Raw genomic sequence first — 14859 nt, forward strand, 5'->3', positions numbered from 1 at the left:
TACGGGCTCGCGAGTGAGAAGACGCTGGAGTGCTCGGCATCCCGCGCACTTGTCATTACAGGTTGTGATCCGGGAGAATGGGACCGCACCCCGATCAAGGAGCCTCATGACCGACCGTCTCGCCCGCGCACGCACCACCGGCGTCCTCGCCGTCCTGCGCGCGCCCTCCCCCGAGCTCGCCCTCGAGACCGCCGAAGCGATCATCCGCGGCGGCATCACCGGCATCGAGGTCACGTACTCCACGCCCGACGCCCCGGCCGTCATCCGTGAACTCATCGCCCGGCACGGGGATGCCGCCTACATCGGCGCCGGCACCGTAACGACCGCCGAGCAGGCGCGGGACGCGGCCGACGCAGGCGCCGAGTTCCTGGTGAGCCCCGGCACCCTGCCCGACCTCACGCGCGCGATGCTCGACACCGGCGCCGTCGTCATGACCGGCGCGATGACGCCGACCGAGGTCATGGGCGCGCTGGCGCTCGACGTCGACGTGGTGAAGATCTTCCCGGCATCCCTCGGCGGGCCCTCGTACCTCGGCGCGCTCCGCGGACCGTTCCCGGATGCTCCGCTCATGCCGACCGGCGGCGTGAAGCCCGACAATCTCGCCGACTGGTTCGCGGCGGGCTCGGTGGCCGTCGGCGCCGGCGGCGACCTGGCGAACTCCGCGTCGATCAAGGCCGGGGACTGGGACGACATCACGCAGCGCGCCGCGCGTTTCGCAGCCGCGCTCTCCGCAATCCGCGGCTGAGCGTGATCGAACTGCTGCCGTGGGCCTGGGCCGCCCTCGGCATCGCCGCCCTGACAGTGGGGCTGGCGAAGACCGCGATCCCCGGTGGCGGCATCCTGCCCGTCGCGATCTTCGCGACCGTGCTCCCCGCGCGCACTTCGACCGCAGCGCTCCTGCTGCTACTGATCGTCGGCGACGTTTTCGCGCTGATCGCCTATCGTCGGCATGCGCATTGGCCGACGCTGCTGCGGCTCGCCCCGGCCGTGCTGGTGGGGCTGCTGGCCGGGTTCGCGTTCCTCGCGATCGGCGATGACGCCCTCGTGCGCCGCGCGATCGCCGTCATTCTGCTGGCGATGATCGCCGTGACCCTGTGGCGTCGCTGGCGGCAGCGCCGCCAGGATGCCACGCCCACCGCGCACGGTCTCGTCGCGGCATCCGCCTACGGCGGGTTCGCCGGCTTCACGACCATGGTCGCGAACGCGGCAGGACCGGTGATGTCGATGTACTTCCTCGCCATGCGCACGCCGGTGCAGGTGTTCCTCGGCACCTCGGCGTGGTTCTTCGCGATCGTGAACGTGTTCAAGGTGCCGTTCCTCGCTGGCATCGGACTGTTCGATGCCGAGGTGCTGCTGATGGATGCCGTGCTCGTCCCGCTCGTCGTCGCAGGAGCGTTCGCCGGGCTCTGGCTGGCACGCCGCATGAAGCAGCAGGTCTTCGACCGCATCGTGATCGGCCTGACGATCGTCGGCGCGGTGTACCTGCTGTTCTGAGTCGGTCGCCTGTCCGGAAAGGTGCGGGTGTCACGGCATCCGACCCGCCGCAACCCGGACACGCTCCGGAGGCATGTCCGGGAAGGTGCGAATGGATGCCGTACGCACCCACAACACCCCGGACATGCTGCGGTTGGCGCGACGGCGCGGGCGACGACGGGCGCGGGGCGACGGGTCAGTCGAGGAAGATGTCCGGGAACAGCCGGTCGTCGGGCGTGCCGGGAATCGCGGCGTAGCCGGAGAAGTCGGTCACGCCGTCCGCTTCCAGGACGTCCTCGACGATCAGGCTCTGCCCGGTGTACTCGGCTGCCGTCTTCGTGAGCACGGCGTATGCGGCATCCGCATAGATGTCGGCGGTGCGGCTGGCGGCCATGACCTTGTCGCCGCCGAGCAGGTTCTGCACCGCGGCGGTCGCGATCGTCGTGCGCGGCCACAGCGTGTTCGCCGCGATGCCGTCCGATGCGAACTCTGCGGCGAGGCCGAGCGTGACCATGGTCATGCCGTACTTCGCGAGCGTGTAGCCGGTGTGCGCGCCGAGCCACTTCGGCGTCGGGTTCAGCGGCGGGGACAGCGAGAGGATGTGCGGATTGGCGGCCTCGCGCAGCTGCGGGATCGCCGCGCGCGAAAGCATGAACGTGCCGCGGACGTTGACGTCCTGCATGAGGTCGTACTTCTTCGCGCCGAGATCGAGCGAGCGCGACAGGTCGATGACGCTGGCGTTGTTGATGACGATGTCGATGCCGCCGAACTCGCCCTGCGTCGTCATGACCGCCTCGGTGATGTCGTCGTCCTCGCGCACGTCGCCGACGATCGGCAGCGCGTTGCCGCCGGCCGCTCGGATCTGCTCGGCAGCGGTGTGGACCGTGCCCTCGAGCTTCGGATGCGGGGTGTCGGTCTTCGCGAGCATGGCGATGTTCGCACCGTCCCGCGCGGCGCGCAGCGCGATCGCGAGGCCGATGCCGCGGCTGCCGCCCGACATCAGGATGGTCTTTCCGGCCAGGGTGGTCATGTCTCTCCTCGGTTTCGGGTCGCAGATTCTGCTGTCATCCGCGGCTCAGAACGGCAGAGAACGCGACCTGAGCAGCTGAATCGGGTCACTTGGGCGCCATGCGGATGGCACCGTCGAGGCGGATGGTCTCGCCGTTGAGGTAATCGTTCTCGACGATGCTCTGGACGAGCGCGGCGTACTCCGCCGGTTTTCCGAGGCGAGCGGGGTACGGCACCTGCTCGCCGAGCGAGGCCTGCGCGGCCTCCGGGAGCCCGGCGAGCATCGGCGTCTCCATGATCCCCGGGGCGATCGTGCACACGCGGATGCCGTACCGGGCCAGCTCGCGCGCGATCGGCAGGGTCATGGCGTGCACGCCGCCCTTGGACGCCGAGTACGCCGGCTGGCCGATCTGCCCGTCGAACGCGGCGACGGATGCCGTGTTCACGATGACCCCGCGGTCGGTCGACCCGGCCGCGGGGTCGTTCTTGGCGATGACCGCGGCCGCCTGAGAGGTCAAGTTGAACGTGCCGACCAGGTTGATGCGGACGATGCGCTCGAAATCGGCGAGCACCGCGGGGTTGCCGTCCCTGTCGATGACCTTGGCGGGCGGGGCGATGCCCGCGCAGTTCACGACGATCCGCAGCGGCACGTGCTCGTTCGCCGCGGCGACGGCGGAGGCAGCATCCTCAGCGCTGGTGACATCGCCGGGGGCGAAGGCGCCACCGAGCTCCGCAGCCATCTCCGCGCCGGCGGATGACGGCAGATCGAGCAGCGTGACGTGCGCGCCTGCGGCGGCGAGCGCACGCGCGGTGGCGAGGCCGAGGCCGGAGGCGCCGCCGGTGATCAGCGCACCGGATCCCTGAATCTGCATGGGTTCTCCTTCGAACGATTCTGCAACTCGGTCTCAGCATACGCGGTGCTCAGTGTCATCCTCTGGCGTCCGCGGGCGCTGAGGTGTTGGCTGGAGCCATGGAACTGCGTCGCAAGCGAGCCTACGACACCGCCGAAGCCTCAGACGGCTTCCGCGTGCTGGTCGACCGGCTGTGGCCGCGGGGCGTCTCGAAGGAGCGGGCGGAGATCGATCTGTGGGCGAAGGACGCCGCGCCCAGCCCCGACCTGCGCAAGGAGTGGCACACGGCATCCGATGCGGACTGGGATGTGTACGCCAACCGCTACCGCGCTGAGCTCGCCGGCGAGAGCGCGCCCGCGCTCGAGGAGCTGGCCGACGAGTTGAAGACGCACAAGGTGGTCACGCTCGTGTACGCGGCCCACGACGAGAATCACAACCATGCCGTGGTGCTCGACGAAGCGCTGCGGGAACTGCTGTGATGACGATCCCGACGGGTGAAGTGGTCGTTCCGGCACAGGTGCGGGAGCTCGCCCGCGGCGCCGACCTGACGCCGGTATGGCACAACGACTACGGCGGAATCACCTTCCGCGCGAGCGGCGACTTCGACCCGTTCTACATCAAGTGGGGTCCGCGGAACCTCGAGTTCGCATTGCGCGATGAGGCCGAGCGGATGCGGTGGGCGGAGCGATGGATTCATGTGCCCCGTGTTCTCGACCACGGGGAGGACGAGACGCATGAGTGGCTGCTCACCGCAGCGATCGAGGGACGGAGCGCCGTCGATCCGCGCTGGGTCGCCGATCCTGCGACAGCGGTGCGAGCCGTCGGCGAGGGCCTGCGTGCGATGCATGATGCACTCCGCGCGCGGGAGTGCCCGTGGGACTGGAGCGTACCCGGACGGATCGCGAACGCCGAGTCACGCGGCATCCGGGTGCCGAGCGCCCTGCGAGACGCACCGCCGATCGACCGTCTCGTCGTCTGCCACGGCGACGCCTGCTGTCCGAACACCCTCGTCGGCGATGATGGCCGCTGGATCGCCCACGTCGACCTCGCGCTGCTGGGCACCGCCGACCGCTGGGCGGACATCGCCGTGGCATCCATGAGCACCGAATGGAACTATGGCCCGGGGTGGGAGGATGCACTCATCGAGGCATACGGTCTCGAACCCGACCGCGAGCGTCTCGCCTACTACCGCGATCTGTGGAACGCGACCTGAACGGGAGCCACGATGCCGCATCCGCTGATGTTCTCGCCCGACGATCCGCTGCTGGCGCGCGTGCGGGAGATCGCGCTCGCGCTCCCCGAGGCCGATGAGAAGGTCAGTCATGGCCGACCGGCTTTCTTCACGCAGAAGGTGTTCTGCTATTTCGGCGGCTCGCAGCGGATCAATGAGGAGTGGGTCGCGCACGACGCGGCGATCATTGTGCGGCCGGATCCGGATGATGATCCCGCCCTGCGGCAGGATCCGAGGTTCTGGGTGCCGGCGTACCTGGGCCCATCGGGCTGGCTCGGCATCGACATCGACGAGGGCACGGACTGGCAGGAGATCGCAGAGCTGATCGACGCCTCGTACCGCGTGACGGCACCGCGGCGGCTCGTGAAGGAGCTCGACGAGCGCTGACCTCAGCCGGCGACGGACGGCCCGAGGATGAAGTTCCAGGTGCCGAAGACGACGGCGGCGGTGATCGCCGCGGCGGGGATCAGTATCCCGATCAGCACCAGCACGGTGTCGCCGCGGTCCCACCGTGACGGTCGCGCCCAGCTGCGGGCGGCCGGGCCGCCGAAGCCGCGCGCCTCCATCGCCGTGGCGAGCGACGACCCGCGCCGGATCGCGAGCACGAAGAGCGCGAACGCCATCCCGATGCCCCGCCGGATCCGCCCCTGATCGGCCACGCCGCGCGCCCTGCGCGCCAGTGCGAGCGCCCGCCAGTCGTCGGCGAGCAGTCCGAGCATCCTCATCCCGGCCAGCGCGCCGATCACGAACCGTGCCGGAAGGCGCGCCCGCTGCGCCAGATCGTCGGCGAGATCGGTCGGATCGACCGTGACGAAGAGCACGATCGCCGGGAGGCCGATCGCCAGAACGCGCACGGCCGTCGCCGCGGCGAGCGCGAGCGACCCGTCACTGACGCGCATCACGAACCACTCGAAGTGGATGGTCCCGCTCGTCGCGCCGTAGAGCGCGATCGTCACGGCGCTGAGCGGAGCGGCGATCCACAACACCGCGGTGCGCAGCCAGAACTCTCTCGCACGGAGCCCCGCGAGCAGCAGCAGCGGTATCTCCAGCACCAGCGCGACGGCGGCCGAGAGCACATCGATGGTCAGGATGAGGGGGATGCTGACCAGCAGCGCCGCGGCGAGTTTTGCCAGAGCGCTGCGCGGTGCGATGGGGCCGGAGCGCTGGACGCGACCGGAGTCCGCGGAGAGGTCGGTCATCGTCCGACCTCGATCCGCCGCGCGTGCAGCGCCCGCAGCACATCCTCGTCGTGCGAGACGACGACGATGGCGGTGCCCTGATCTCGCAGGCGCGCGATGATCGCCACGAGCTCGGCCCAGGTCGCGGCATCCTGCCCGAAGGTCGGCTCGTCGAGCACGAGCACGCGCGGCCGGGTGGCGAGCGCCGCGGCGACCGTGAGGCGCCGTTTCTCGCCACCGGAGAGCGTGTACGGGTTCGCCTCGGCCAGCGCGCTGAGACGAAGGCGCACAAGCAGGTCATCGACCCTGACGGCCACCTCGTCGGGGCCGAGGCCGAGCGCGCGGGGGCCGGTCGACAGCTCCTCGCGTACCGTGCGCGCCAGGAGCTGATGCTCGGGGCTCTGCAGCACCGCACCGATCCGGGTCAGCAGCGCGCGCGATGACCACCTGCCCGGTTCGGGCTTCTCGCCGGCAGCGAGCGCGGCGGATGCCGTCACCCGGCCGCTCTCGGGCGCGATGAGGCCCGCGAGGGTGAGGCCGAGCGTCGACTTGCCCGCGCCGTTCGGGCCCACGACCCCGAACACCTCACCTGCGCGCAGGCCGAGGTCGAAGGGACCGGCGACCGGCACGCCTCTGCGCCGCGCGACGACGAGTCCCTCGGCGCGCAGCAGCTCCTCTCCCGGCGGAGCGGCGGGCGGCGGGGGGAAGACCGGCGGATGCCCCGGAACCCATACCCCGGCGGCGGCGAGCTCGTCACCGCGGGCGCCGAGCACGGCATCCGGTGTGCCGTCGGCGAGCACGACCGTCGTCTCGCCCTCGACGCCGCTCCCGCTGCTGCCGAGGACGATCACGCGATCGACCAGGGGGAGCCACACGTCGATGCGGTGCTCGATCACGACGAGCGTCGCCCCGGTCGCGTCCAGCACGCGCTTCACCGCGTCGCGCACTTCGCCGACCCCGTCGGGGTCGAGGTTCGCGGTCGGCTCGTCGAGCAGGATCGCGCCCGGGCGCATCGCCAGGACACCGGCGAGCGCGAGTCGCTGCTTCTGGCCGCCGGACAGCGCCGCCGTCGAGTGCTCCAGTGGCAGATCGAGGCCGACCGCGTCCAGAGCGGCGTGCACGCGCGGCCAGATCTCCTCGCGCGGCACTCCGAGGTTCTCGCACCCGAACGCCACGTCGTCGCCCACCCTGGCGAGGATCGTCTGGGTGTCCGGGTCCTGCAGCACCATGCCCACGCGCCCATGGGCCTTGGCGGCCGGCATCCCGTCGATGAGCAACTCGCCGACCTCCTCGCCCTCGTCGGCACCGCCGAGCACGCCGCCAAACGCCTGCAGCAGGGTCGACTTGCCGGATCCGGATGCTCCCAGCAGCAGCACACGCTCGCCCGGGGCGATCGTCAGCGAGACGTCGCGCAGCGCCCAGCGCAGGCGGGTGGCGTAGCGCCACCCCCACGACCGGGCCTCCAGCGTCGCGGGGATGGGCGCCGCGCCCTGGCCTGCCGGGATCGTCACACGCGCGCGGTCGCCGCGCGTCCCGAGGCGAAGCGGTTCAGGGCGCCGGTGGCGGCGAGACCGCGGGCGATCAGCCATCCACCTAGACCGGCGATGACGGCACCCGAGACGGTGGTCGAGGCGATGTACACGCTCGTGAACAGCAGGTCTGCGCCCGGATACCAGAGGATGCGGTCGTTGATGCCGCAGGCGAGTCCTGCACCCGCGCCGGCGAGGATGGCAACCGGCAGACGCCACACCCCGTAGAGGAAGATCAGGAAGATCAGTTCGGCGCCCAGCCCCTGCACGAGGCCGGAGGCGATCGTCAGCGGGCCCCACTGGTTGCCGATGAGCGCCGAGATCACCGCGGCGACCAGTTCGGTGTAGAGGGCGGCGCCGGGCTTGCGGATGATGAGGCCGCCGAGCACGCCGGCGATGAGCCAGGGACCGGCGAGCAGACCCTGCACGCCGGGCAGCAACGGCTTCAACAGAGTGCTCGGCGCCTCGTAGCCGACGTTCCACAGCAGGAAGATCACGGCGCAGGCGACGGCGATGACACTGGCGACGACGATGTCGACGACGCGCCAGCGCCACAGATCCGGGCGACGGAGACCCTTCGCGGTGGTTGCCGAAGCAGACATGGGTGTACTCATCTGAACTCCTCCCTGCGCCGGCATGATCCGGATCAGGTTCGACGGTCGAAGCGCGGTTCGCTTCCTCTCAGCCCGGCTGGCCCGGACTCCCGTGGTTGTGAAGTCGATCATACCCACTGCACTCCGGCCGCGGCTTCACGCCGGCACGCGCGCGATTGGGTAGCGTGAACTGGTGATCTCCGACGATGTGACGCCTGCTGCAGGCGCGACGACCCGACGCGCTCGGCGCGCGATCCGTCGTGCGGCCGAGTTGTCGCGCACGCCGACGCTCCCGTTCAGCGATGCGGACGCCACCACTGTCCTCGAGGCTCCCCTCCCCCGACCCGCGGAATCCGCGCCCGAGCAGGTGGATGTAGCACCCGATGCTCTCGATGAGGCACCGGCGGCCGACCTGCCGCCCCTGCGCGCCGAGGACTCTGATCCCGTCGAGGAGAGCGCGGCCGAACGCCTCGTGGAGTGGGCGGGCCCGTCGCGCCCGGCGACCGCGCTGAGCTGGCTCGCGACGACCGATGTCGCGGAATCCAGCCGCCCTGCCGATCTCAATGCGATAACGATGGACGGCCCGGTCACGGATCTGCTCGCGGATGCGAAGCTGCGACCCGCACTCCTGCACGGTCGATGGCTGGTTCCGCTGGGAACCCTCGCCACCTGTGCCATCGCGTACAGCGCGAGCATGCTGGTGTGGCCGCTGCACGAAGTGCCGCCGATGGTGCAGCCCGTCGAGTTCGCGACCGTGGCATCCGCGCCCGCCGAGATCGTGTGGCCGTCGGCGGGCAGCGCCGGTCTGAGCATGGCAGGCGTCTCGTCCGCGGCATCCGCCACGCAGGCTGTGTCGATCGCCAGCGTGACGAAGGTGGTCAGCAGCCTGATGGTGCTCGATCAGATGCCGCTGCAAGTCGGCGAGCAGGGGCCCGAATTCGCCTTCGACTACGGCGACACCCTGGAGTACTGGGATTACCGCAGTGCCAACCAGTCCGCGCTCGACGTTCCCGTCGACGGCGTGCTGACGGAGTACCAGCTGCTGCAGGGCACGCTGATGGGGTCGGCGAACAACTACATCGACCGGCTCGCACGAGAGATCTGGGGTTCGGACCAGCAGTTCGCCCAGGCCGCCGAGTCGTGGCTCGCCGAACGCGGCCTCGACGACATCACGGTCGTGACGCCATCGGGCTTCGACGAGGGCAACATCGCCACCCCGGAGGCGCTGCTGCGCCTCGGCGAACGCGCCATGCAGAATCCCGTGTTCGCGGAGATCGTCGGCACGGTCAGCGCTGAGATCCCGGGAGCGGGGCTGGTCGAGAACACCAACGGGATGCTGGCAGATCCCGGCGTCGTCGGCATCAAGACCGGTACGCTCGTCGGCTGGAATCTGCTCACCGCGAAGGACGTCACGGTCGGCGACACCACCGTGCACCTCTACGCATCGGTGCTGAACCAGAGCGACGACGCGGAGCGGCTCGCCGTGACGCGTTCGCTGTTCGATCAGGCCGAGGCTGCGCTGGCGACGATCTCTCCCGCTCTGCCCTCTGGCACCGTGGTCGGCGAGATCAGCACCCCGTGGGGCACGAGCGTCGACATCGTCTCGGATGAGGATGCGACCGTGGTGCTGTGGGACGGCACCACCGCGACCGCCGCTGCCACGTTCGATCTGGGCGACCAGCGCGCAGACGGCGAGGACGTCGGCACGGTCACGGTGACGGGCCCCGTGGACCAGGCGACCGTCGACGCGTCGCTGGCGGAGGAGATCGCGGGCCCGAGCCCCTGGTGGCGCCTGACGCACCCGCTGGAGCTGCTCGGCCTCAGCTCGAAGTGACGTGAACGGGGTGGACGGTCGCGTCGCGCCGCCCACCCCGTTCACGTGCGTCACCGCTCGGCGGGCTCGTCCACCGTCTCGGTCGCCTCGGCCTCACCAGACGCGACGACGGGAACCGCGTCGGTCATGGCCTCTTCGGCATCTATATCGGTCGCAGCCTGCTCGAACTGCGACTGGTACAGCCGCCAATAGGCGCCCTGCGCCGCGATGAGCTCGTCATGCGAGCCCTTCTCGACGATGTCGCCGTGCTCCATCACGAGGATGAGGTCGGCATCGCGGATCGTGGAGAGGCGGTGCGCGATCACGAACGACGTACGGCCCTTGCGGAGCGCCGCCATCGCGTGCTGCAGCAGCAGCTCGGTGCGGGTGTCGACCGCGCTCGTCGCCTCGTCGAGGATCAGGATCGACGGCTGCGACACGAACGCGCGGGCGATCGTGATGAGCTGGCGTTCACCGGCGGACACGTTCGAGGCGTCCTCGTCGAGAACCGTCTCGTACCCCTCGGGAAGGGCGTGCACGAATCGGTCGACGTACGTCGCCGTAGCCGCTTCGATGACCTCTTCATCGGTCGCGGTGGAGCGTCCGTAGCGGATGTTCTCGAGGATCGATCCTGCGAACAGCCACGGGTCCTGCAGCACCATGCCGGTGCGTGAGCGCAGCTCGGAGCGGGTGACGCCGGCGATGTCCTGTCCGTCGATGAGGATGCGGCCGGAGCTCAGCTCGTAGAACCGCATGATCAGGTTGACCAGGGTGGTCTTCCCCGCCCCCGTCGGTCCGACGATCGCGACGGTCTGCCCAGGCTCGACCCGGAACGACAGGTCCCGGATCAGCGGGCGATCCGGCGTGTACGAGAACGACACGTCCTGGAACTCGATGACGCCGCGGCCTTCGACTGCGGGATCGGGCAGTGAAGCGGCATCCTGGGCGTCGGCCTCCTCCTCATCGGCGTCGAGGAAGTCGAACACGCGCTCGGCCGAGGCCGTACCGGACTGCACGACCGCCGCCATGCCGCCCAGCTCGGACAGCGGCTGCGTGAACTGCTGCGAGTACTGGATGAACGCCTGCACGTCGCCCAGGCGGAGCTGCCCGCTGGCGACCATGAGCCCGCCGAGCACCGCGATGCCGACGAAGGTCAGGCTGCCGACGAAGGTCATGGCCGGCATGATGATGCCCGACAGGAACTGCGCCTTGAAGCTCGCCTGGTACAGCTCCTCGTTCTCGGCCTGGAAGCTCTCGAGAGCCTCCTGCTCGCGACCGAAGACCTTGACCAGCGCGTGACCGGAGAAGGACTCCTCGACGCGGGCGTTCAGACGTCCGACCTTGCGCCACTGGCTGCCGAAGGCCTTCTGCGAACGCGGGCCGATGACGCCGAAGATGACGCCCATCAGCGGCAGTGCGACGAGCGCGACCAGTGCCAGCTGCCACGAGATCGAGAACATCATGATCAGCACGCCGATCACGGTCAGGACCGACGTCAGCGCACCGGACAGCGACTGCTGCATGGTCTGCGTGATGTTGTCGATGTCGTTCGTGACGCGGGAGATCAGCTCACCGCGCTGCACCTTGTCGAAGTAGGACAGTGGCAGCCGGTTGATCTTCGCCTCGACGGATTCGCGCAGGCGCCACATCGTGCGCACCATGATCACGTTGATCACGTACCCCTGCAGCCAGCTGAGGAGGGCGGCGACCACGTAGATCGCCAGCACGGCGATGATCACCCAGCGCAACCGGTCGAAGTCGATGCCGGCCCCGACCTGGAAGCTGTCGAACGCGGCGACCATGTTGGCGAAGTCGTCCTCGCCCTGCGATCGCAGCATCTCGACGACCTGCTCCTGCGTCGTGCCGGCCGGTACGCCGTTGTCGCCGAGCATCTTGGAGATGTAGCCCTCGTAGATGAGGTTGGTGGCCTCGCCGAGCACCTTCGGGGCGGCGACGGTCAGCACGACGCCGATCGCTCCGAAGAACGACACCAGCACGAACCAGAGTGCGGAGGGCTTGAGCAGCCCGATCATCCGCCCGAAGCTCCTGCCGAAGTTGTCGGCCTTGCCGGGGGCTACGGCATCCCAGTCGCCGGAGTTCTGACGTGCTTGCTCGGCGAGCTCCGCCTCGTACTGCTCGTCGGGGGTCAGCGTCGCGGTCGGGCCGACCTTCGTGTCGATGGGAGCCCCTTCGACGGGCTCGGGAAGCGACGTGCTCATGCGTCCACCCCCAGCTGCGACTCGACGATCTCGCGGTAGGTGTCGTTGCTGGCGACGAGTTCCTCGTGCGTTCCGACGCCGACCATCTCTCCTCCTTCGAGGACGACGATGCGATCGGCGTCCGTGATGGTTGACACGCGCTGGGCGACGACGATCTTCGTCACCTGCGGCAGTTCTCGCCACAGCGCTTGCCGCAACCTCGCGTCCGTGGTCAGGTCGAGCGCCGAGAACGAATCGTCGAAGACGAGGATCTGCGGCTGGTGCACCAGGGCACGGGCGATCGCGAGACGCTGACGCTGACCGCCCGACACGTTCGTGCCGCCCTGTGCGATGCGGGACTCGAGCCCCTCGGGCATCTCGGAGACGAAGTCCTTCGCCTGCGCGATCTCGAGCGCATGCCAGAGTTCCTCATCTGTGGCATCCGAACGGCCGTACCGGAGGTTCGAGGCGATCGTCCCGGTGAACAGGAACGGACGCTGCGGCACCAGGCCGATCGTCTTCCACAGCGCGTCCATGTCGGCTTCGCGCACGTCTACGCCGCCGACCCGAACGGCACCGCCGGTGACGTCGAACAGGCGGGGCACGAGCGAGACCAGGGTCGTCTTCCCGGCACCGGTCGACCCGACGATCGCGACGGTCTCGCCGCGCTCCGCGCCGAACGAGATGTTCTGCAGCACGGGTGCATCGGCTCCCGGATAAGTGAACTCGACGTTCTCGAACATGACCGTTCCGGGAACGGGGAAGTCCGTGGCACCGTCCTCAGGGCGCTCGAGGGTCGACTCCGCGTCGAGGACCTCACCGACGCGCTCCGCGGAGACCGCGGCGCGGGGGATCATGATCGCCATGAAGCTGGCCATGATCACGCCGCCCATGATCTGGCCGATGTACTGCATGAAGGCGAACAGCGTTCCCACCTCGACGTTGCCGTTCTGGACCTCGAGGCCGCCGAACCAGATGACACCGACGACGGTGACGTTGAGGATCAGCATGAACAGCGGGAACAGCAGTACGAACAGCGAGCCGATGTTGCGGCCGAGGATCATGAGGTCGGTGTTCGCCTCGCGGAACCGCTCCTCCTCCACGCGCTCTCGGACGAACGCACGGACGACGCGCACCCCGGTGAGCTGTTCGCGCATGACGCGGTTGATCTGATCGAGCTTGCCCTGGTTGCGCCGGAACAGCGGCACCATGCGCCCGATCACGAGTACCGCCGCGATGAGCAGGACGGGGACCGAGACGCCGATCAGCCAGCTGAGCCCGACGTCCTGCTGCACGGCCATGATGATGCCGCCGATGGCCAGCATCGGGGCCATGACGAACATCGTCGCGCCCATCATCGCCAGCATCTGCACCTGCTGCACGTCGTTGGTGTTGCGGGTGATGAGCGATCCGGCGCCGAACTGCGAGACCTCTCTCTCAGAGAAGCCGCTGACCCGCGCGAACACGTCGGAGCGGATGTCGCGCCCCACGCTCATGGCGGCTTTGGCGGCGAAGTAGGTCGCGATCACGGAGCTGACGATCTGGCCGAGGGAGACGACCAGCATCCAGACGCCGGTGCGCCAGATGTAACCGGTGTCGGCGGTGGCGACGCCCTCGTTGATGATGTCGGCGTTCAGCCGCGGGAGGTACAGCGCGGCCAGCGCGCTGATGAACTGGAACACGAGCACGCCGACCAGCAGCGGCCAATATCTGGAGAGGTAGCGGAAGAGGAGTTTTCCGAGCATGGTGGGTCCTTTTGGGGAGCGGGCCGAATGGGCCACCAGATAGCGTGCCACGCCCCACGGACATTGCACATCCCTGATCCGCATTATCCGCTCAGGGCGAACGAGTCGCTGAAGACAGCGGTTTTCTCGCCCGGGTCCAGAAAAGGAAGCCGCGGGATTCAGTCGAACAGCGGCACGTCGGGCACATATGCGCGGGCATCGGCGCCGGCGTCCTCGGCGAGCTGCGAGATCGTCGCCGGCTGCCACTTCGGCGAGCGGTCCTTGTCGACCAACTGGGCGCGGATCCCCTCGACGAGGTCCGGATGCCGCCGCACGAACCACATCACGCGCCGGTACTCTCCGACCAGCGCCTCGCGCAGGTCCCCCTCGCGTGCTTCGCGGACCGCGTCGAGCGTGACCGCGAGGCCCGTCGGCGAGAGCTCCGAGAGCATGGCGGCCGTGGCGGATGCCGACACCTCCGTACGCACGGAGAGCCGCTGTGCGATCTCGGTGACGGTGCCGGCCGAGAATACCTCGTCGATCCACGCGCGCTCGGCGGAGAGCCCAGATCGTTCGGGGGTCTCGTCGAACAGCAGCACCAGTTCCGACGGACTGGTCGGATCGGCCCGCTTGCCCAGCGCCTCGCGGAGCTCTCCCAGGTGCTGCGAGGGCACGTAGTGGTCGGCGAACCCGGCGTACACGGCATCCGCCGCCGACATCGTGCCGCCCGTGAGCCCGAGGTACTCGCCTATCCGGCCAGGCGCCCGGCCCAGCAGGTACGTGCCGCCGACATCGGGGGTGAATCCGATCCGCGTCTCCGGCATCGCCAGCCGGCTGCGCTCGGTGACCACGCGGATGTCGGCGTGACCTGCGACGCCGATCCCGCCGCCCATCGTGATGCCGTCCGCGATCGCGACGACCGTCTTCGGATAGTCGGCGATCATCAGGTTGAGCGCGTACTCAGCGCGGAAGAACTCGGATGCGCCCTGCGCATCGCCCCCTACGATCTGGTCGTACAGCGCACGCACGTCGCCGCCGGCGCACAGCCCGCGCTCTCCCTCCCCGTCGATGAGGACGATGTCGATGTCGGTGTCGTCGCGCCACGCGTCCAGCGCCGCGGTCGCCTGCCGGATCATGTCGAGGTCGAGCGCATTGATCGCCTTCGGCCGGTTGAGGGTGAGTCGGCCGAGGGCTCCTTCTGTGCGAACGAGAACAGTCGGGGCCGCATCGATGTCAGTCACGGATGCCACGTTACATCCGC

14 protein-coding genes and 1 riboswitch are annotated in these 14859 nt (G+C 69.2%); of the genes, 6 read left to right on the forward strand and 8 right to left on the reverse strand.

Going from position 1 to position 14859, the window contains the following annotated elements; translation table 11 throughout:
• The first annotated feature begins 106 nt into the window (after positions 1–106).
• Both IM776_RS14195 and IM776_RS14200 read left to right on the forward strand, forming a co-directional pair.
• Positions 107–745 carry a bifunctional 4-hydroxy-2-oxoglutarate aldolase/2-dehydro-3-deoxy-phosphogluconate aldolase gene (locus IM776_RS14195; RefSeq protein ID WP_194420728.1) on the forward strand — a complete coding sequence of 213 codons (639 nt, stop codon included), beginning with the start codon at positions 107–109 and terminating at the stop codon, positions 743–745.
• 2 nt (positions 746–747) lie between these two features.
• The gene (locus IM776_RS14200; RefSeq protein WP_194420729.1) at positions 748–1494 is read left to right on the forward strand and encodes a sulfite exporter TauE/SafE family protein; all 747 of its coding nucleotides are present in this window, start codon (positions 748–750) and stop codon (positions 1492–1494) included.
• A 175-nt stretch (positions 1495–1669) separates the two neighbouring features.
• Here the strand turns inward: IM776_RS14200 and IM776_RS14205 are convergent, their stop codons facing one another.
• Both IM776_RS14205 and IM776_RS14210 read right to left on the reverse strand, forming a co-directional pair.
• A complete protein-coding gene (locus IM776_RS14205) occupies positions 1670–2503 on the reverse strand; it encodes an SDR family oxidoreductase (protein ID WP_194420730.1) in 834 nt (277 codons plus the stop codon).
• 85 nt (positions 2504–2588) lie between these two features.
• Positions 2589–3353 carry an SDR family NAD(P)-dependent oxidoreductase gene (locus IM776_RS14210; protein ID WP_194420731.1) on the reverse strand — a complete coding sequence of 255 codons (765 nt, stop codon included), beginning with the start codon at positions 3351–3353 and terminating at the stop codon, positions 2589–2591.
• Between the two features lie 98 nt (positions 3354–3451).
• On the opposite strand from IM776_RS14210, the gene IM776_RS14215 reads away from it, so the two are divergent.
• Genes IM776_RS14215 through IM776_RS14225 form a run of 3 tightly spaced genes read left to right on the forward strand, consistent with a single transcriptional unit; the run spans position 3452 to position 4950 of the window.
• Complete coding sequence (locus IM776_RS14215; RefSeq protein WP_194420732.1) at positions 3452–3811, forward strand: DUF488 domain-containing protein; 360 nt, start codon at positions 3452–3454, stop codon at positions 3809–3811.
• A complete protein-coding gene (locus tag IM776_RS14220) occupies positions 3811–4545 on the forward strand; it encodes an aminoglycoside 3'-phosphotransferase (protein WP_194420733.1) in 735 nt (244 codons plus the stop codon). The genes IM776_RS14215 and IM776_RS14220 overlap by 1 nt, the downstream gene beginning before the upstream one ends.
• 27 nt (positions 4546–4572) lie before the next feature.
• The gene (locus IM776_RS14225) at positions 4573–4950 is read left to right on the forward strand and encodes an MmcQ/YjbR family DNA-binding protein (protein WP_228479775.1); all 378 of its coding nucleotides are present in this window, start codon (positions 4573–4575) and stop codon (positions 4948–4950) included.
• 2 nt (positions 4951–4952) lie between these two features.
• Here IM776_RS14225 and IM776_RS14230 read toward each other — a convergent pair whose 3' ends face one another.
• The 3 genes from IM776_RS14230 to IM776_RS14240 are packed head-to-tail and all read right to left on the reverse strand — an operon-like array spanning position 4953 to position 7872.
• Entirely contained in the window at positions 4953–5762 is an 810-nt protein-coding gene (locus IM776_RS14230; protein WP_194420735.1) for an energy-coupling factor transporter transmembrane component T family protein, read from the reverse strand.
• On the reverse strand, positions 5759–7330 hold the full coding sequence (locus IM776_RS14235; protein WP_194420736.1) for an ABC transporter ATP-binding protein: 1572 nt from the start codon (positions 7328–7330) through the stop codon (positions 5759–5761). Before IM776_RS14235 ends, IM776_RS14230 begins: the two co-directional genes overlap by 4 nt.
• Entirely contained in the window at positions 7249–7872 is a 624-nt protein-coding gene (locus tag IM776_RS14240) for an ECF transporter S component (RefSeq protein ID WP_194420737.1), read from the reverse strand. The genes IM776_RS14235 and IM776_RS14240 overlap by 82 nt, the downstream gene beginning before the upstream one ends.
• Positions 7873–7874: 2 nt before the next feature.
• Positions 7875–7987, reverse strand: a riboswitch (TPP riboswitch).
• 69 nt (positions 7988–8056) lie between these two features.
• Between IM776_RS14240 and IM776_RS14245 the strand changes: the two genes are divergently transcribed.
• A complete protein-coding gene (locus tag IM776_RS14245; RefSeq protein ID WP_194420738.1) occupies positions 8057–9697 on the forward strand; it encodes a D-alanyl-D-alanine carboxypeptidase family protein in 1641 nt (546 codons plus the stop codon).
• Between the two features lie 50 nt (positions 9698–9747).
• On the opposite strand, the gene IM776_RS14250 is transcribed toward IM776_RS14245, so the two are convergent.
• From IM776_RS14250 to IM776_RS14260, 3 genes are all read right to left on the reverse strand, one after another.
• The gene (locus IM776_RS14250; RefSeq protein WP_194420739.1) at positions 9748–11895 is read right to left on the reverse strand and encodes an ABC transporter ATP-binding protein; all 2148 of its coding nucleotides are present in this window, start codon (positions 11893–11895) and stop codon (positions 9748–9750) included.
• On the reverse strand, positions 11892–13619 hold the full coding sequence (locus tag IM776_RS14255; protein WP_194420740.1) for an ABC transporter ATP-binding protein: 1728 nt from the start codon (positions 13617–13619) through the stop codon (positions 11892–11894). The genes IM776_RS14250 and IM776_RS14255 overlap by 4 nt, the downstream gene beginning before the upstream one ends.
• A gap of 158 nt (positions 13620–13777) precedes the next feature.
• Positions 13778–14839, reverse strand: coding sequence for an enoyl-CoA hydratase/isomerase family protein (locus IM776_RS14260; protein WP_228479777.1), 1062 nt, complete (start codon positions 14837–14839; stop codon positions 13778–13780).
• Positions 14840–14859 lie beyond the last annotated feature (20 nt).

Origin of the sequence: Microbacterium abyssi (genome assembly GCF_015277895.1) — a bacterium.
GTDB classification, from domain to species: domain Bacteria; phylum Actinomycetota; class Actinomycetes; order Actinomycetales; family Microbacteriaceae; genus Microbacterium; species Microbacterium abyssi.

Coding starts and splice junctions, on each gene's coding strand:
- IM776_RS14220 (WP_194420733.1), top strand. CDS start 3,811: ATGACGATCCCGACGGGTGAAGTGGTCGTTCCGGCACAGGTGCGGGAG.
- IM776_RS14230 (WP_194420735.1), bottom strand. CDS start 5,762: ATGACCGACCTCTCCGCGGACTCCGGTCGCGTCCAGCGCTCCGGCCCC.
- IM776_RS14210 (WP_194420731.1), bottom strand. CDS start 3,353: ATGCAGATTCAGGGATCCGGTGCGCTGATCACCGGCGGCGCCTCCGGC.
- IM776_RS14205 (WP_194420730.1), bottom strand. CDS start 2,503: ATGACCACCCTGGCCGGAAAGACCATCCTGATGTCGGGCGGCAGCCGC.
- IM776_RS14215 (WP_194420732.1), top strand. CDS start 3,452: ATGGAACTGCGTCGCAAGCGAGCCTACGACACCGCCGAAGCCTCAGAC.
- IM776_RS14250 (WP_194420739.1), bottom strand. CDS start 11,895: ATGAGCACGTCGCTTCCCGAGCCCGTCGAAGGGGCTCCCATCGACACG.
- IM776_RS14240 (WP_194420737.1), bottom strand. CDS start 7,872: ATGTCTGCTTCGGCAACCACCGCGAAGGGTCTCCGTCGCCCGGATCTG.
- IM776_RS14235 (WP_194420736.1), bottom strand. CDS start 7,330: ATGGCTGATCGCCCGCGGTCTCGCCGCCACCGGCGCCCTGAACCGCTT.
- IM776_RS14225 (WP_228479775.1), top strand. CDS start 4,573: ATGTTCTCGCCCGACGATCCGCTGCTGGCGCGCGTGCGGGAGATCGCG.
- IM776_RS14255 (WP_194420740.1), bottom strand. CDS start 13,619: ATGCTCGGAAAACTCCTCTTCCGCTACCTCTCCAGATATTGGCCGCTG.
- IM776_RS14195 (WP_194420728.1), top strand. CDS start 107: ATGACCGACCGTCTCGCCCGCGCACGCACCACCGGCGTCCTCGCCGTC.